This is a genomic window from Serratia sp. HNCC26DJ206 (assembly GCF_057180605.1).
Window position 1 is genome coordinate 1 of sequence record NZ_JBXUGP010000029.1, and the last position, 16,734, is coordinate 16,734.

Here is a 16,734-nt window from a genome sequence, read left to right on the forward strand (position 1 = left end):
AGCATTACAGCGATGCTGGGCCTTTTTCATGGATTCAGCACGTTGTCGGGTATCCAGCACTGTGCGTTCAGACCACTGGCATCGGCCCGGTTTTCAAGCCGCAGCCAGCCGCGATGCAACTGTGCAATACGGATCACAATATTCAGCCCAAGCCCGCTGCCGCCGTAACGTTGATCCATTCGGCGAAATGCCTGCGTCAGCTCTCCCGCCTGCTCTTGCTTAATGCCTGGTCCTTCATCCAGCACCTGCAAGCGCTGCCCGCGATCTTGTGGAGTGAGCTGCACATGAATGGTGCTATTTTCCGGACTATAGCGGTGGGCATTCTCCACCAGATTACGCAGCATCAGGCGCAGCAAGACCGGATCGCCATGGGTCACGGCTTGCACAGGCAACTGCCAGAGCAATATTTGCCCGCGTTGAGCCGCCAGCTCTTCCAACTCTTCCTTTAGCGGTTGGATAACGTGGCTTACCCAGTCAAATTGCTGATAATGACCACTGGCAAAATTCTGCCCGGCGCGCGACAGCATCAGTAATTGCTCAACGACGTGCATCAACTGATCAATGCGGGCAATCAGTATCTTGCTTTCTTTAATCCCTTGCTGCTCCATCAACTCCAGATGCAAACGGATACCGGCCAGCGGCGTGCGCAGCTCATGGGCGGCGTCGGCGGTAAACAGGCGTTCTTGCTGGATGGTATGATCGAGGCGTGAAAACAGTTGATTCAGCGTGCTGGTCACTGCAACCATTTCCAGACTGCTGTTACTCACGGGTAACGGCGTCAGGTTATCTGCGGAGCGCTTTTCCAACCGCTCCTGCAACTGATTAAGCGGGCGGGTAATCCAACTGATGGCCCAGAAAGAGGCCAGCAGAGTCACGATCATCATGATCAGCGACGGGGCAAGCAATGAGGCGATAGCCTCGGTAATTTCGGTATTCACCCGTTCATTGCGCATTTTGGCGGACAGGGTTTCATCCACCAGAAAGCTGATTTGCTCCTGGCTCTCATGCCAGAGCCAGAACGCACTGATAAGCTGGGTGACCAGAAGGATCAGCGCTAGCATCAGCAACAGACGGCGGCGCATACTGATCATGATGCGGGTTCCAGACGGTAGCCAATGCCGCGTACGGTGCGGATGCGATCTTTACCCAGTTTGCGGCGCAGGTTATGGACGTGAACTTCTAGGGTGTTCGATCCCAGATCGTCATTCCAGGTATAGAGATCCTGTTGCAGCAATTCGCGATTGACGGTCTGACCCGCGCGCATCATCAGGCGTGACAGGATGGCAAACTCTTTTGGCGTGATATCGACCGATTGTTGCTGCAAATACACCTGTTGGCTGGAGAGATTCAGCGTCAGATCGTCCTGTTGCAGCAGGTTATCGCTGTGGCCCTGATAACGGCGGAGCAGCGCCCGTACCCTGGCTTGCAGCTCAACCAAGGCAAAGGGTTTGATCAGATAATCATCGGCACCGGCATCCAGGCCGTCAACGCGATCTTCCAGAGCATCGCGCGCGGTCAGAATCAGCACCGGGATGCCGATCTGCAGACGGCGCCACTGGCGCAACAGGCTGGCACCGTCGAGATCCGGCAGACCAAGATCCAGGATCACCATGCTGTACTGACTGGTGACGAGCAGGCTGTTGGCTTCGGCCGCCGTGGCAGCGCAGTCACAGGCATAGCCTTCTTGGGACAACGCCAATGCCAAGCCTTGCTGCAACAATTCATCGTCTTCAACAATCAATAGTTTCATGCTGATTGATCCTCAATTGTTCTGATAAATATCGCGATACAATCTGCTTTCAAAACGGACTAACGGAGCGCGGCGTTGCTTCTGATCTTCCGGTGGCACCGCGTAACCCGATAAGAATTGCACAAAGGCATAACGTTGGCCGCTGGCGGTGGTAATAAAGCCTGCCAGATTATACACCCCTTGCAGAGCACCGGTTTTGGCAGAAACTTTGCCATCGACGCCCGCTTCATGCAGGCCACCGCGATAGCGCAGGGTGCCGTCGTAGCCGGACAGCGGCAGCATCGAGATGAAATTCAACTCATTGTCGTGTTGGGCGATATATTGCAGTGCCTGCATCATGGTAGCCGGTGTCAGCAGATTGTGGCGCGACAGGCCCGACCCATCGACCACAATATTATTGCCTAAATCTACCCCGGCTTTCTGGCGTAACACCTGGCGTACGGCATCAGCACCGGCACGCCAGGTGCCGGGAACGCCGAAACGCTCGTGCCCAATGGTGCGGAATACGCTATCGGCGATCATGTTGTCGGATTTTTTCAGCATGATTTTCAGTAATTCATGCAGCGGTGCAGACTGTGTCTGGGCAATCACCGTACCGGTCATGCCGGGTAGGGTCTGGCGTTTGAGATGGCCACCTATCTTGATCCCCGCCTGCGTCAGTTCATCTTTCAGGATCGCACCGGCGTAACTGGCTCCGTCCTGAATGGCAAAGGCCAGCGGTAGCGGTTCGCTGCGCTGTGTCAGGCATCCGGTCAGCGTAAAGCGGTTCAACTCACCCGGCACCACGTCCAACTCGCAGTATTGTGCGTCCGCAGAACCCTTCGCCAACGTTCTCACTTGGCTGAACATATTAACCGGATAGAAAGAAGCAACGCGGATAAAGGCCATTTCGCCGGGGTTCGGCGCGCTGTAAAGCGATACCGAGAAGCAGTTGCGATCGACAATTGCTGCTGCCGGCGGGGCGCTGAAGCATTGGGTCATATCGTTCCACGGCCAGCCGGGGGCTTTATCGTGGCTGGCAAATACCGATGTATCGACCAGAACATCGCCGCTAATTTCACTCACTCCCTGCTTTTTCAGCACCGCCACCATATTGCGCAGGCTCTGGCGCTTGAAGGTCGGATCCCCACTGAAACGAGCGATAAGGTTACCGCGCAACACGCCATCCGTGATGTTGCCCTGGCTTTCCAAGGTAGTGGTAAAACGGTAGTCAGGCCCGAGCTGTAACAACGCTGCCAGCGCTGTCAGCACTTTCTGAGTACTGGCCGGTAATGCCATTTGCTGTGAGTGATAGTCGATCGTTGGCGCAGAGGCACCAATCTTCTGAACTATCAGGGCAAGGTTGGCCCCATCAGGCAAATATTGTGTGTAATCTTCGACCGGGGCCGCATTTGCATTAAGAACAAATGCACAGGCCAATGCACTGACAATTCGTGAAAAACGCATAATCTCGGGGTAACAGCTGGATAACGTGTTGCCATACTACGGTGCATTCAGGGAGAAAGTAAACGATGACCCTTAAGGAACTCTAGGCTAAAATGCATCTCAAAATGCAAAATCGATCCCGACTTGGGAGAAAATTCCGAGTCAGGTTTCTTTTGTTTATCGCCTGGAGACGGAAGGCGCAACGCCTGCCGTATTTTCATACGAACACGTCAGGATGACGGCTATTTGAACAGGAAAGATTTAGAGGTATTGAAACGATGAAACAGATTCCGATGACTTTATTTGGCGCAGAGCAACTGCGTGAAGAACTTGAATATCTGAAAGGCGTGCGCCGTCCGAAAATCATTTCAGATATCGCGGATGCGCGTGAGCATGGCGATTTGAAAGAAAACGCTGAATACCATGCCGCCCGTGAGCAGCAAGGATTCTGCGAAGGTCGCATCCAGGAAATTGAAGCCAAACTGTCTAACGCACAGGTGATCGACATCACCAAAATGCCGAATACTGGCCGCGTAATTTTTGGCTCTACCGTATCGATAATGAACCTGGAAACTGAAGACGAAGTCACGTACCGTATTGTGGGTGATGATGAGGCTGACTTTAAAAAGAATCTTATTTCAGTCAATTCACCGATGGCGCGCGGTTTGATCGGCAAAGAGCAGGATGACGTTGTCGTCATCAAAACGCCGGGCGGCGATGTCGAATATGAAATTCTGAAGGTTGAATATCTGTAATCCTGAAACAATTGGTCAGATATTCAGCAGTGTTTTGTAAAGAAAGGAAAAAGGCCGCAAGCGGCCTTTTATCTGAACTCGGTGCATGGCACCTTTTCCGTCAAACGGACGGTGGATTAGCGCGGCAAAGTGATCTTGCGCTCTTTCGATGGGCGGTAAAGAATAAGCGTACTGCCGATCACTTGCACATTGCAGGCACCCGTTTCACGCACAATAGCGTCGGCGATCAAGGTTTTAGTCTCGCGATCTTCGGCAGCAATTTTTACTTTGATCAGCTCATGATGCTCCAGGGCCTGTTCAATTTCAGCCAGCACCCCTTCGGTGAGACCGTTATTACCCAGCATGACAACCGGTTTTAACGGATGCGCCAGGCCTTTCAGGTGCTGTTTTTGTTTATTATTCAGATTCATTGTCTTTTTTGCTTAAGTTGGGATTGAAAACGGGTCATTCTACCGCCATCTCATGTATATCACCAAATCGGTCTGCACCGAATGGCGTCTACGTGAGCAGCGAACCTGACATAAGACTCTCTTTTAGGATAGTTGGAAAACGAGATGGCTAATAAAAAGCGTTCGGCTAGCTCCAGTCGCTGGCTACAAGAACACTTTAGCGATAAATATGTACTTCAGGCGCAGAAAAAAGGGCTGCGTTCTCGCGCCTGGTTTAAACTTGATGAAATACAGCAAAGTGACAAACTGTTTAAGCCGGGCATGACGGTAGTCGATTTGGGTGCTGCACCGGGTGGGTGGTCGCAATATGTCGTCACTCAGATTGGTGGTAACGGGCGTGTCATTGCCTGTGATATTTTGCCAATGGATCCTATTGTTGGTGTCGATTTCCTTCAGGGCGACTTTCGTGATGAACTGGTGCTCAAAGCGCTGTTGGAACGTGTAGGTGAAAGTAAGGTTCAGGTTGTCATGTCTGACATGGCGCCGAATATGAGTGGCACCCCGGCGGTCGATATCCCGAAATCGATGTATCTGGTGGAGTTAGCACTGGAAATGTGTCGTGATGTCCTCGCTCCAGGTGGTAGTTTCCTGGTGAAGGTGTTCCAGGGAGATGGTTTTGACGAGTACCTACGGGAAATTCGCTCCCTGTTTACGAAGGTTAAGATTCGTAAGCCAGACGCTTCCCGCGCACGTTCGCGTGAAGTGTACATTGTAGCGACAGGGCGGAAACTGTAGTACCCTAACGCTGTTTGTTAACACAGTTGTAATATGAGGTTAATCCCTTGAGTGACATGGCGAAAAACCTAATTCTCTGGTTAGTCATCGCGGTAGTATTGATGTCTGTATTCCAGAGCTTTGGGCCCAGCGAGTCTAATGGCCGTAGGGTGGATTACACTACCTTCATGTCCGAACTGACCCAAGATCAGATTCGTGAAGCACGAATTAATGGACGTGAAATCAATGTTATTCGTAAAGACAGTAACAAATACACGACCTACATCCCTGTCAACGATCCGAAACTGCTGGATACGTTGTTAACCAAGAATGTCAAAGTTGTCGGTGAACCACCGGAAGAACCGAGTTTGCTGGCTTCGATCTTTATTTCCTGGTTCCCGATGCTGTTGCTGATTGGGGTCTGGATCTTCTTTATGCGGCAAATGCAGGGCGGCGGTGGCAAGGGTGCGATGTCCTTTGGCAAGAGCAAGGCCCGTATGCTGACGGAAGACCAGATTAAAACCACTTTTGCTGATGTCGCGGGTTGTGACGAAGCAAAAGAAGAGGTTAGCGAACTGGTGGATTACCTGCGTGAACCGAGCCGTTTCCAGAAACTGGGCGGTAAGATCCCGAAAGGCGTGCTGATGGTAGGCCCTCCAGGTACCGGTAAAACCCTGCTGGCGAAAGCGATCGCCGGTGAGGCTAAAGTGCCGTTCTTCACCATTTCCGGTTCTGATTTCGTCGAAATGTTCGTCGGCGTGGGGGCTTCCCGCGTACGTGACATGTTCGAGCAGGCTAAAAAAGCGGCACCGTGCATCATCTTTATCGATGAAATCGATGCCGTAGGCCGCCAGCGTGGCGCAGGTCTTGGCGGTGGTCACGATGAACGTGAACAAACGCTGAACCAGATGCTGGTCGAAATGGACGGCTTTGAAGGTAACGAAGGCATTATCGTGATTGCGGCAACTAACCGCCCTGACGTACTTGACCCTGCGTTGCTGCGTCCAGGTCGTTTTGACCGTCAGGTGGTGGTGGGCTTGCCAGACGTACGTGGCCGCGAGCAGATCCTGAAGGTGCATATGCGCCGTGTGCCATTGGCTGCGGATATTGATGCCTCTGTGATTGCGCGTGGTACTCCAGGCTTCTCCGGTGCTGACTTGGCCAACCTGGTTAACGAAGCGGCACTGTTTGCAGCGCGTGGCAGCAAGCGCGTGGTGTCGATGGTTGAGTTCGAAAAAGCCAAAGATAAAATCATGATGGGTGCGGAACGTCGCTCCATGGTGATGACCGAAGCGCAGAAAGAATCCACCGCGTATCACGAAGCGGGCCATGCGATCATTGGTCGTCTGGTGCCTGAGCATGACCCGGTGCATAAAGTCACGATTATTCCTCGTGGCCGTGCGCTCGGTGTGACCTTCTTCCTGCCGGAAGGGGATAGCATCAGCTACAGCCGTCAGAAACTGGAAAGCATGATCTCCGTGGCTTACGGTGGCCGTCTGGCTGAAGAGTTGATCTATGGTGTGGATAACGTCTCCACCGGTGCTTCTCAGGACATCAAACAGGCAACAACCATTGCCCGTAACATGGTGACCCAATGGGGGTTCTCGGAAAAACTGGGGCCGTTGCTTTACGCAGAAGAAGAAGGCGAAGTCTTCTTGGGGCGTTCAGTTTCCAAAACCAAGCACATGTCAGACGAAACCGCGCGGATTATTGACCAGGAAGTTAAGGCATTAATTGAACGTAACTATCAACGCTCCCGGCAGTTGCTGGCCGAAAACATGGACATCATGCATGCCATGAAAGACGCGTTGATGAAGTACGAAACGATTGATGCGCCACAGGTTGATGATTTGATGAACCGCCGTGAAGTACGTCCGCCAGCAGGTTGGGACGATGCTGCGAAGAATAACAGCTCCGACAACGGTGGCGCGCCAAAAGCACCGACGCCGGTTGATGAGCCGCAGACGCCAAACCCAGACAACTCAATGTCTGAACAGCAACAGCTCGACAAATAACGTCGGCTGTGTAATAAAATCGACCCCGGCTAAGTCCGGGGTTTTTTGTACCCGTCATATTTGAAATTGCCGCGTTGTTGCCCGCTGACACAGTAGGGTTGGGCCGTTGCCTGCAACGTTCAACGTAAACTCCCGGCAGGCAACATTAAGGTGAATTAATTATGCAGTTAACCGTGCGCGACCAGATTTTTGATCTCAATCATCCGCAGGTGATGGGGATCCTTAACGTCACTCCAGACTCCTTTTCCGATGGCGGCCGACATAATTCACTGCATGACGCCTTGTTGCATGCTCATGCGCTGATCTCTGCCGGTGCGACGATGATTGACGTGGGCGGTGAATCGACCCGTCCTGGCGCCGCCGACGTTAGCGAAGAGGAAGAGCTTGCCCGTGTGGTGCCAGTGGTAGAAGCACTTGCCCAGCGGTTTGAGGTTTTTATTTCGGTAGATACCTCGAAAGCCGCGGTGATCCGCGAATCTGCCCGCGCCGGTGCGCACCTGATTAACGACGTTCGTTCGCTGCAGGAGCCTGGAGCGCTGGAAGCCGCCGCCGAAAGTGGTCTACCGGTCTGTCTGATGCATATGCAGGGTGAGCCGCGTACCATGCAGCAGGCACCGCATTACGACGATCTGATTGGCGATGTAAATGCGTTTTTCCAGCATCATATTGACCGCTGCATGGCAGGCGGAATAGCAAAACAGAAATTGTTGCTCGACCCGGGCTTCGGTTTCGGTAAGAATTTGGCGCATAATTATCAGCTTCTGGCCCGGCTGTCGGAATTTCATCATTTTGGTTTGCCTTTGTTGGTGGGAATGTCGCGCAAATCGATGATTGGACAACTGTTGAATGTGCCACCCGAACAACGGGTCATTGGCAGCGTTGCCTGTGCGGTGATTGCCGCAATGCAAGGGGCGCAGATTGTCAGAGTGCATGATGTTAAAGAAACCGTCGAGGCGATGCGTGTCGTCGAGGCAACACTTTCAGCTAAGGGATAGTAGAGACATGAGCGAGCGCAAATATTTTGGTACCGATGGTATTCGTGGCAAAGTCGGCGACAGCCCGATCACCCCGGAGTTTGTCCTTAAACTCGGCTGGGCCGCCGGTAAGGTACTGGCACGTCATGGCTCGCGTAAAATTATCATCGGCAAAGACACCCGCATTTCCGGCTATATGCTGGAGTCGGCGCTGGAGGCCGGGCTGGCAGCAGCGGGGCTTTCCGCATCCTTTACCGGCCCGATGCCCACTCCTGCCGTGGCCTATCTGACCCGAACCTTCCGTGCGGAAGCCGGGATCGTGATCTCGGCCTCACATAACCCGTTCTACGATAACGGCATCAAATTCTTCTCTATCGATGGCGCTAAATTGCCGGATGAGGTGGAAGAAGCCATTGAAGCTGAAATGGAAAAACCGCTGACCTGCGTTGAGTCAGCCGAACTGGGTAAAGCCAGCCGCATTGTCGATGCTGCCGGGCGCTATATCGAGTTCTGTAAAGGCACCTTCCCAAGCGAATTGAGCCTGAATGGCCTGAAAATTGTGGTGGATTGCGCAAACGGCGCAACCTACCACATCGCACCAAGCGTACTGCGTGAGCTGGGTGCGACGGTGATTGCCATCGGCTGCGAGCCGGACGGTATGAACATCAACGAAGAGTGTGGTGCTACCGATGTGCGTCAACTGCAGGCGCGGGTGCTGGAAGAGCAGGCACATGTTGGCTTGGCCTTCGATGGTGATGGCGACCGCTTGATGATGGTGGATCACCTGGGTAACAAAGTGGATGGTGACCAGATCCTCTACATCATTGCCCGTGAAGGTTTGCGTCAAGGCCAGTTGCGCGGTGGTGCCGTGGGTACGTTGATGAGCAACATGGGTCTGGAACTGGCGCTGAAGCAGTTGGGTATCCCCTTCGCACGGGCCAAGGTTGGAGATCGCTATGTGCTGGAAAAACTGCAAGAGCTGGGCTGGCGTATTGGTGCGGAAAACTCTGGCCACGTCATTCTGTTGGATAAAACCACCACCGGTGACGGCATTGTGGCCGGCTTGCAGGTATTGACGGCCATGGTGCGCAATAGCATGAGCCTGCACGATCTGTGCAGCGGCATGAAGTTGCTGCCGCAGATTCTGGTTAACGTGCGTTTTGTTGGTGAGCATAACCCACTGGAATCTGAAGCCGTACGCGCAGTGACGGCGCAGGTAGAGGCCGAACTGGCTGGCCATGGCCGCGTTCTGTTGCGCAAATCGGGCACTGAGCCGTTAATCCGCGTCATGGTGGAAGGTGAAGACGAAAAACAGGTTGAAATGCTGGCGCATCGTATTGCCGATGCGGTGAAACTGGCAGGCTAACACGTTGTTTTCACGCAGGCTCCGTTTTAAGGAGCCTGCGTAGCTCACAAATTACGTCGGTTTTTGATGTTTTTTTCTGCAAACGCATCAGTGGCAGCAAATTGCCCTTGCGTGGCCTGACGGCTTTGGTTAGTATTCACACCCGCTTCAGTGGGCTGTTTAATGACACGCCGCGACTTCGTTATAGAAGCATCTGGGGTGAGAAGCATTTGGCACGCGGTGAACCCGCAAGGATACAGGTACAACTATGTACGAAGCTCTTCTGGTAATTTTCTTGCTGATTTCGATCGGGCTAGTGGGTCTGATTATGTTGCAGCAAGGCAAAGGCGCTGATATGGGAGCCTCATTCGGAGCAGGTGCTTCTGGCACATTGTTCGGATCGACTGGTTCAGGCAACTTTATGACCCGCATGACGGCTGTTTTGGCGACCTTGTTTTTCGTCATCAGTCTGATTTTGGGTAACCTGAGCAGCAATAAGAACCAGAAAGGCAACGAGTGGGAAAACCTGGGTCAGCCAGTGAAAACTGAGCAGACTACCTCACCGGCAGAACCAGCCAAGCCGAGCAGCGATATCCCGCGCTAAGCAGTAAAAAGTTTGAAAACGGTTGTTGGTGCTTAAGAGTAAAAACAGCCGTTAGCAGTAAGAATCTGTACCGAGGTGGTGGAATTGGTAGACACGCTACCTTGAGGTGGTAGTGCCCTAACGGGCTTGTGGGTTCGAGTCCCATCCTCGGTACCAAATCCCAGAGATAACTTGCTTTTTTGCGATTATCGGCGTAATATTTGCCACGTTTTCGGACGCGGGGTGGAGCAGCCTGGTAGCTCGTCGGGCTCATAACCCGAAGGTCGTCGGTTCAAATCCGGCCCCCGCAACCACTTTCCTTTAAGTGTTTATTTTCAAATACACTTTTCGATTGAAATCCGCTTTTCTCGAACAACATTTGAAAATGACACTTGTTAGAAAGTTGCACCGAAGCCGCTTTGCGGCAAACAGGGTCCAGTTGCATAAAGCCCCGAATTTTCGGGGTTTTTTGTTATTTGGCAACAGAATCACTGGGCTATTAAGCCCTTTTTTTATGTCTTGGGGGTGGGCTTGTCCACATTAGAGCAAAAGTTAACAGAGATGATTTCCGCACCGGTAGAGGCGTTGGGCTTTGAGCTCGTAGGTATCGAATTTATTCGGGCGCGCCAATCGACGCTACGCATCTATATTGACAGTGAGAATGGAATCAATGTTGATGATTGCGCTGATGTCAGCCACCAGGTCAGCGCTGTATTGGACGTCGAAGATCCGATCACGGTCGCTTACAACTTGGAAGTCTCCTCTCCTGGCCTTGAACGTCCTATGTTCACCGCAGAACACTATCAGCGTTTTATCGGTGAAGAAGTCAGCGTTGTTCTGCGTATGGCGATACAAAACCGCCGCAAATGGCAGGGCATCATCAAATCCGTCGAAGGCGAGATGATCACGGTTACTGTGGAAGGGAAAGATGAAGTGTTCGCGCTGAGCAACATTCAGAAAGCGAACCTGGTACCCCACTTTTAAAGTTTGGATGAGGCAACTAGGATGAACAAAGAGATTCTGGCTGTTGTTGAAGCTGTTTCCAATGAAAAATCCCTTCCGCGTGAGAAGATTTTTGAAGCGCTGGAAACCGCATTAGCCACCGCAACCAAGAAAAAGTATGAGCAGGAAATCGACGTACGTGTCAGCATTGACCGTAAAACCGGCGATTTCGATACCTTCCGCCGTTGGGTCGCCGTTGATGAAGTGACTCAGCCAACGCGTGAAATCACGCTGGAAGCGGCGCAGTATGAAGATCCATCCATGGAATTGGGTGGTTATATCGAAGATCAGATCGAATCCGTCACCTTTGACCGTATCACTACCCAGACCGCGAAGCAGGTTATCGTACAGAAAGTGCGTGAAGCTGAACGTGCGATGGTGGTTGATGCTTTCCGTGAGCACGAAGGTGAGATCGTCACCGGCGTGGTGAAAAAGGTTAACCGTGACAGCATTGCGCTGGATCTGGGCAGCAACGCCGAGGCCGTAATTGGCCGTGAAGACATGCTGCCGCGCGAAAACTTCCGCCCAGGCGACCGTATCCGCGGTGTGCTTTACGCCGTGCGTCCAGAAGCGCGTGGTGCGCAACTGTTCGTCAGCCGTTCCAGCCCGGATATGCTGAAAGAGCTGTTCCGCATCGAAGTGCCGGAAATCGGTGAAGAAGTGATCGAGATTAAAGCGGCAGCCCGCGATCCTGGCTCCCGTGCAAAAATTGCCGTGAAAACCAACGACAAGCGTATCGACCCGGTCGGTGCTTGCGTCGGTATGCGCGGTGCCCGCGTCCAGGCCGTTTCGAGCGAGCTTGGCGGGGAACGTATTGATATCATCCTCTGGGATGATAACCCTGCACAGTTCGTCATTAACGCCATGGCCCCGGCAGATGTTGCCTCGATCGTGGTGGATGAAGACCGGTGCACGATGGATATCGCCGTTGAAGCCAGCAATCTGGCACAGGCGATCGGCCGTAATGGCCAAAACGTGCGTTTAGCCTCCCAGTTGTTGAAACAGCATCGTGATGATGATCGCTGGGAACTGAACGTGATGACGGCGGACGATCTGCAGGCCAAGCATCAGGCCGAGGCTCATGCCGCCATTGATACCTTCACCAAGTATCTTGCTATTGACGAAGATTTCGCCACCGTTTTGGTCGAAGAGGGCTTCTCAACGTTAGAAGAGCTGGCCTATGTACCGATCAAAGAGTTGCTGGAAATTGACGGACTGGATGAAGATACCGTTGAAGCGTTGCGCGATCGCGCCAAAGCTGCATTGACCACGCTGGCTCTGGCTCAGGAAGAAAGCCTGGGCGACCAAAAACCTGCTGATGATTTACTCAACCTTTCAGGGCTTGAGCGCAGCATGGCCTTTAAACTGGCCGCGCGTGGGGTTTGTACGCTGGAAGATCTTGCCGAGCAGGGTGTTGACGATCTGGCTGATATTGAAGGGCTTAGCGATGAGCAGGCCGGCGAGCTGATTATGGCCGCCCGTAATATCTGTTGGTTTGGCGACAACGCGTAATAAACTGTAGCAGGAAGGAACAGCATGACGACAGATGTAACCGTAAAATCGCTGGCAGCAGAGATTCAGACTCCAGTTGATCGCCTGGTACAGCAGTTTGCTGATGCTGGGATCAACAAGTCAGAAACTGACTCTGTCACCCAGCATGAGAAAGAAACCTTGCTGGCGCACTTGAACCGTGAACACGGTAGTGCACCAGGTAAACTCACGTTGCAGCGCAAAACGCGCAGCACCTTGAATATTCCGAGCACCGGCGGTAAAAGTAAATCGGTGCAAATTGAGGTCCGCAAGAAACGCACTTATGTAAATCGCGATACGCAAGAAGCTCAACAGGCTGAAGCGGCAGAGCAGGCACAGCGTGAAGCGGAAGAGCAGGCAGTGCGCGAAGCAGAAGAGTTAGCGAAACGTGAAGCTGAAGCGAAGCGCACAGCCGAAGAGCAAGCCAAACGTGAGGCCGCGGAGATTGCTAAGCGTAATTCAGCGGAAAAAGAAAAAGTGACCAATCAACGTACCGACGAAATGACCAAGCCAGCTCAGGCAGAAAAAGCACGCCGTGAAGCCGAAGCCGCTGAACTGAAACGTAAAGCGGAAGAAGAAGTGCGCCGTAAGGTTGAGGAAGACGCCAAACGCGTAGCGGAAGAAGCGCGCCGTATGGCCGAAGAGAACGGTGAGAAGTGGGCTGAGGCTGAAGCAGCAAGCGCTGCGGTTGAAACAGCCGACTACCACGTGACCACCTCTCAGCACGCTCGTGCAGCCGAAGACGAAAACGACGCTAAAGTTGAAGGCGAGCGCCGCAGCCGTACTCGCGGTGGCAAAGCGACCAAGCAGAAGAAAGGCAACAAGCTCTCCGAGTCTAAAGCAGACCGCGAAGAAGCTCGCGCCGTAACCCGCGGTGGTAAAGGCAAGCGTAAGCCAAGCACCCTGCAGCAGGGCTTTAACAAGCCGGCTCAGGTGGTGAACCGTGACGTTATCATCGGCGAAACCCTTACCGTTGCCGAACTGGCTAACAAGATGGCGGTAAAAGGCTCTCAGGTCATCAAAGCGATGATGAAGCTGGGCGCAATGGCGACCATCAACCAGGTCCTCGACCAGGAAACCGCACAGCTGGTTGCCGAAGAGATGGGCCACAAAGTTATCCTGCGTCGTGAGAACGAGCTGGAAGAAGCGCTGATGAGCGACCGTGACACCGGTGCTGCAGCCGAGTCTCGTGCTCCGGTTGTAACCATCATGGGTCACGTTGACCACGGTAAAACCTCCCTGCTTGACTACATTCGCTCCACCAAGGTGGCAGTGGGCGAAGCTGGCGGTATTACCCAGCACATCGGTGCTTACCACGTAGAAACCGAAAACGGTATGATCACCTTCCTGGATACCCCAGGCCACGCAGCCTTTACTTCTATGCGTGCCCGTGGTGCTCAGGCGACCGATATCGTGGTTCTGGTGGTTGCAGCCGACGACGGCGTGATGCCACAAACCATCGAAGCTATTCAGCATGCTCAGGCAGCGAAAGTGCCATTGGTGGTTGCGGTTAACAAAATCGACAAGCCAGAAGCCGATCCGGATCGCGTTAAGCAAGAGCTGTCTCAGTATGGCGTTATGCCAGAAGAGTGGGGCGGTGAAGCACAGTTCGTTCACGTATCGGCAAAAGCCGGTACCGGTATCGACGAGCTGCTGAACGCTATTCTGCTGCAAGCTGAAGTTCTCGAACTGAAAGCGGTTCGCAGCGGTATGGCGAGCGGCGTGGTGATCGAGTCCTTCCTGGATAAAGGCCGTGGCCCAGTGGCGACCGTGCTGGTTCAGGAAGGTACGCTGAACAAAGGCGATATCGTGCTGTGTGGCTTCGAATATGGCCGTGTGCGTGCGATGCGTGACGAATTGGGCCGCGAAGTGACTTCGGCGGGTCCTTCTATCCCGGTTGAGATCCTGGGTCTGTCCAGCGTTCCTGCCGCAGGTGATGAAGCGACCGTCGTCCGTGACGAGAAGAAAGCGCGTGAAGTGGCGCTGTACCGTCAAGGCAAGTTCCGTGAAGTCAAACTGGCGCGTCAGCAGAAATCTAAACTGGAAAACATGTTTGCCAACATGACCGAAGGTGAAGTTTCTGAACTGAATATCGTGCTGAAAACTGACGTACAGGGGACTTGTGAAGCGATTTCTGATTCGCTGCAGAAACTCTCTACCGACGAAGTGAAGGTGAAGATTGTTGGCTCCGGCGTAGGTGGCATCACCGAAACCGACGCGACTCTGGCCGCCGCTTCCAACGCCATCATCCTGGGCTTCAACGTGCGTGCCGACGCCTCTGCGCGCCGCGTGATCGAATCAGAAAGCTTGGATCTGCGTTACTACTCCGTGATCTATAACCTGATCGACGAAGTGAAGCAGGCGATGAGCGGTATGCTGGCGCCTGAGTACAAACAGCAGATTATCGGTCTGGCTGAAGTGCGTGACGTGTTCAAATCACCTAAGTTTGGCGCTGTTGCAGGCTGTATGGTTACCGAAGGCACGATTAAACGTCACAACCCAATCCGTGTTCTGCGTGACAACGTGGTTATCTACGAAGGCGAGCTGGAATCCTTGCGCCGCTTTAAAGATGACGTTAACGAAGTCCGTAACGGCATGGAATGTGGTATTGGCGTTAAGAACTACAACGACGTGCGCGTTGGCGATATGATCGAAGTGTTCGAAATTATCGAGATCCAGCGCACCATCGCTTAAGCTTCGTATGATGCTTAAATTTGTTCTGGGGGGCCTCATGGCCCCCCGATTTGTCTGGAGGATACTCAAATGGCAAAAGAATTCAGCCGCGGTCAACGCGTGGCACAAGAGATGCAAAAAGAGATCGCGATCATTTTGCAGCGTGAAGTCAAAGATCCGCGTGTCGGTATGGCAACCGTTTCAGGTGTGGAAGTTTCTCGCGATCTGGCGTACGCCAAAGTGTATGTCACCTTCCTGAACGTATTGACCGAAAATCACGATCCGAACCTGGTGACCAACGGCATTAAAGCGTTGCAGGACGCTTCCGGTTATATCCGTACGCTGCTTGGCAAAGCCATGCGCCTGCGTGTGGTGCCGGAACTGACGTTCGCCTACGACAACTCACTGGTTGAAGGTATGCGTATGTCTAACCTGGTGACCAACGTGGTGAAAAGTGATGCTGAACGTCGTTCTGCATCAGGCGATGACGAGGAGGCTTAATGAGTCGCCCGCGCCGCCGTGGCCGTGATATCCACGGCGTACTGTTGCTGGATAAACCGCAGGGCCTGTCATCTAACGACGCCTTGCAGAAAGTGAAACGTCTCTACAACGCCAATCGGGCGGGCCATACCGGTGCGCTCGATCCGCTGGCAACCGGCATGCTGCCGATTTGCCTGGGTGAGGCGACCAAGTTCTCACAGTATCTGCTCGATTCTGACAAGCGTTACCGCGTGATTGCCCGCTTGGGCCAGCGTACCGATACGTCGGATGCGGATGGGCAGGTGGTGCAGGAACGGCTGGTTAACTTCACGCAAGCTCAGCTAGATGCTGCACTGGATACCTTCCGCGGCAACATCCAGCAGATCCCATCGATGTATTCGGCGCTGAAATATCAGGGTAAGAAGCTGTATGAATATGCGCGCCAGGGGATCGAAGTCCCGCGTGAAGCGCGCAACATCACCGTCTACGAACTGCAATTTATCCGCAGGGAAGGGGATGAGTTGGAGCTGGAAATCCACTGTTCGAAAGGTACCTACATCCGCACCATCACCGACGATCTCGGCGAGTTGCTGGGTTGTGGTGCGCATGTGATTTATCTGCGCCGTTTGCAGGTGGCGAAGTATCCGATCGCTCGAATGGTCACATTGGAACAGCTGCATGCCTTGGTGGCACAGGCCGAGGAGCAGGGGATCGCTGCAAGCGAACTGCTCGATCCGCTGTTGATGCCGATGGACAGCCCGGCGGAAGACTTCCCTGAAGTGAATCTGCTACCAGCGGTGGCCGGTTACGTCAAACAGGGGCAGCCGGTACAGGTTGCGGGCGCGCCAGCCTCAGGATTGGTACGCATCACGGAAGGTGCAGAGCGTAAATTTATCGGTATTGGCGAAATTGCTGACGATGGGCGAGTCGCGCCGCGGCGCCTGGTAGTTGAGTATTTCGACTGATCGCCTTGCCCTGCGTACCTCCCCGATCGCTTGAAGGATGGCAGGGATAAGAGTAGAATGGCGCAGCTTATGCA

15 protein-coding genes and 2 tRNA genes are annotated in these 16,734 nt (G+C 53.4%); 13 read left to right on the forward strand and 4 right to left on the reverse strand.

All coding sequences use genetic code 11. The features are described from left to right. Positions 1-26 precede the first annotated feature (26 nt). The 3 genes from pmrB to dacB are packed head-to-tail and all read right to left on the reverse strand — an operon-like array spanning position 27 to position 3,196. Positions 27-1,091: a two-component system sensor histidine kinase PmrB gene (gene pmrB / locus AC2A1E_RS18555; RefSeq protein WP_484384975.1), complete on the reverse strand. Its 1,065-nt coding sequence runs from the start codon at positions 1,089-1,091 to the stop codon at positions 27-29. After that, positions 1,088-1,750: a two-component system response regulator PmrA gene (gene pmrA, locus AC2A1E_RS18560; protein WP_484384976.1), complete on the reverse strand. Its 663-nt coding sequence runs from the start codon at positions 1,748-1,750 to the stop codon at positions 1,088-1,090. Before pmrA ends, pmrB begins: the two co-directional genes overlap by 4 nt. Before the next feature lie 12 nt (positions 1,751-1,762). Beyond that, complete coding sequence (gene dacB / locus AC2A1E_RS18565) at positions 1,763-3,196, reverse strand: serine-type D-Ala-D-Ala carboxypeptidase (RefSeq protein ID WP_459401018.1); 1,434 nt, start codon at positions 3,194-3,196, stop codon at positions 1,763-1,765. Between the two features lie 257 nt (positions 3,197-3,453). Here dacB and greA point away from each other — a divergent pair, with 257 nt between their 5' ends. Beyond that, complete coding sequence (gene greA, locus AC2A1E_RS18570) at positions 3,454-3,930, forward strand: transcription elongation factor GreA (protein WP_459401019.1); 477 nt, start codon at positions 3,454-3,456, stop codon at positions 3,928-3,930. A gap of 116 nt (positions 3,931-4,046) precedes the next feature. On the opposite strand, the gene yhbY is transcribed toward greA, so the two are convergent. Next, positions 4,047-4,340 carry a ribosome assembly RNA-binding protein YhbY gene (gene yhbY, locus AC2A1E_RS18575; protein ID WP_411753768.1) on the reverse strand — a complete coding sequence of 98 codons (294 nt, stop codon included), beginning with the start codon at positions 4,338-4,340 and terminating at the stop codon, positions 4,047-4,049. A 144-nt stretch (positions 4,341-4,484) separates the two neighbouring features. Here yhbY and rlmE point away from each other — a divergent pair, with 144 nt between their 5' ends. From rlmE to truB, 12 genes are all read left to right on the forward strand, one after another. Then, complete coding sequence (rlmE, locus tag AC2A1E_RS18580) at positions 4,485-5,114, forward strand: 23S rRNA (uridine(2552)-2'-O)-methyltransferase RlmE (RefSeq protein WP_459401021.1); 630 nt, start codon at positions 4,485-4,487, stop codon at positions 5,112-5,114. A gap of 56 nt (positions 5,115-5,170) precedes the next feature. After that, positions 5,171-7,108, forward strand: coding sequence for an ATP-dependent zinc metalloprotease FtsH (gene ftsH, locus AC2A1E_RS18585; RefSeq protein WP_484384977.1), 1,938 nt, complete (start codon positions 5,171-5,173; stop codon positions 7,106-7,108). 161 nt (positions 7,109-7,269) lie between these two features. Next, positions 7,270-8,103, forward strand: coding sequence for a dihydropteroate synthase (gene folP, locus AC2A1E_RS18590; protein WP_484384978.1), 834 nt, complete (start codon positions 7,270-7,272; stop codon positions 8,101-8,103). A 7-nt stretch (positions 8,104-8,110) separates the two neighbouring features. After that, positions 8,111-9,448: a phosphoglucosamine mutase gene (gene glmM / locus AC2A1E_RS18595; protein WP_459401024.1), complete on the forward strand. Its 1,338-nt coding sequence runs from the start codon at positions 8,111-8,113 to the stop codon at positions 9,446-9,448. 247 nt (positions 9,449-9,695) lie between these two features. Beyond that, on the forward strand, positions 9,696-10,031 hold the full coding sequence (gene secG / locus AC2A1E_RS18600; RefSeq protein ID WP_484384979.1) for a preprotein translocase subunit SecG: 336 nt from the start codon (positions 9,696-9,698) through the stop codon (positions 10,029-10,031). Positions 10,032-10,100: 69 nt separating this feature from the next. Next, positions 10,101-10,187 (forward strand) — tRNA-Leu (locus AC2A1E_RS18605). A 60-nt stretch (positions 10,188-10,247) separates the two neighbouring features. Continuing rightward, positions 10,248-10,324, forward strand: a tRNA-Met gene (locus tag AC2A1E_RS18610). A 217-nt stretch (positions 10,325-10,541) separates the two neighbouring features. Beyond that, positions 10,542-10,994 (forward strand): ribosome maturation factor RimP, encoded by a 453-nt coding sequence (rimP, locus tag AC2A1E_RS18615; protein ID WP_459401026.1) that lies wholly within the window; start codon positions 10,542-10,544, stop codon positions 10,992-10,994. Between the two features lie 21 nt (positions 10,995-11,015). Beyond that, entirely contained in the window at positions 11,016-12,524 is a 1,509-nt protein-coding gene (nusA, locus tag AC2A1E_RS18620; protein WP_484384980.1) for a transcription termination factor NusA, read from the forward strand. A 24-nt stretch (positions 12,525-12,548) separates the two neighbouring features. After that, positions 12,549-15,236 (forward strand): translation initiation factor IF-2, encoded by a 2,688-nt coding sequence (gene infB, locus AC2A1E_RS18625; RefSeq protein ID WP_484384981.1) that lies wholly within the window; start codon positions 12,549-12,551, stop codon positions 15,234-15,236. A gap of 69 nt (positions 15,237-15,305) precedes the next feature. Next, positions 15,306-15,716, forward strand: coding sequence for a 30S ribosome-binding factor RbfA (gene rbfA, locus AC2A1E_RS18630; protein ID WP_484384982.1), 411 nt, complete (start codon positions 15,306-15,308; stop codon positions 15,714-15,716). Then, complete coding sequence (gene truB / locus AC2A1E_RS18635) at positions 15,716-16,660, forward strand: tRNA pseudouridine(55) synthase TruB (RefSeq protein WP_484384983.1); 945 nt, start codon at positions 15,716-15,718, stop codon at positions 16,658-16,660. Before rbfA ends, truB begins: the two co-directional genes overlap by 1 nt. The last annotated feature ends 74 nt before the right edge of the window (positions 16,661-16,734 follow it).

Bases quoted from the DNA above. Each gene is read 5' to 3' on its own strand.
- pmrB (WP_484384975.1), bottom strand. From the start codon at position 1,091: ATGATCAGTATGCGCCGCCGTCTGTTGCTGATGCTAGCGCTGATCCTT.
- pmrA (WP_484384976.1), bottom strand. From the start codon at position 1,750: ATGAAACTATTGATTGTTGAAGACGATGAATTGTTGCAGCAAGGCTTG.
- dacB (WP_459401018.1), bottom strand. From the start codon at position 3,196: ATGCGTTTTTCACGAATTGTCAGTGCATTGGCCTGTGCATTTGTTCTT.
- greA (WP_459401019.1), top strand. From the start codon at position 3,454: ATGAAACAGATTCCGATGACTTTATTTGGCGCAGAGCAACTGCGTGAA.
- yhbY (WP_411753768.1), bottom strand. From the start codon at position 4,340: ATGAATCTGAATAATAAACAAAAACAGCACCTGAAAGGCCTGGCGCAT.
- rlmE (WP_459401021.1), top strand. From the start codon at position 4,485: ATGGCTAATAAAAAGCGTTCGGCTAGCTCCAGTCGCTGGCTACAAGAA.
- ftsH (WP_484384977.1), top strand. From the start codon at position 5,171: ATGGCGAAAAACCTAATTCTCTGGTTAGTCATCGCGGTAGTATTGATG.
- folP (WP_484384978.1), top strand. From the start codon at position 7,270: ATGCAGTTAACCGTGCGCGACCAGATTTTTGATCTCAATCATCCGCAG.
- glmM (WP_459401024.1), top strand. From the start codon at position 8,111: ATGAGCGAGCGCAAATATTTTGGTACCGATGGTATTCGTGGCAAAGTC.
- secG (WP_484384979.1), top strand. From the start codon at position 9,696: ATGTACGAAGCTCTTCTGGTAATTTTCTTGCTGATTTCGATCGGGCTA.
- nusA (WP_484384980.1), top strand. From the start codon at position 11,016: ATGAACAAAGAGATTCTGGCTGTTGTTGAAGCTGTTTCCAATGAAAAA.
- infB (WP_484384981.1), top strand. From the start codon at position 12,549: ATGACGACAGATGTAACCGTAAAATCGCTGGCAGCAGAGATTCAGACT.
- rbfA (WP_484384982.1), top strand. From the start codon at position 15,306: ATGGCAAAAGAATTCAGCCGCGGTCAACGCGTGGCACAAGAGATGCAA.
- truB (WP_484384983.1), top strand. From the start codon at position 15,716: ATGAGTCGCCCGCGCCGCCGTGGCCGTGATATCCACGGCGTACTGTTG.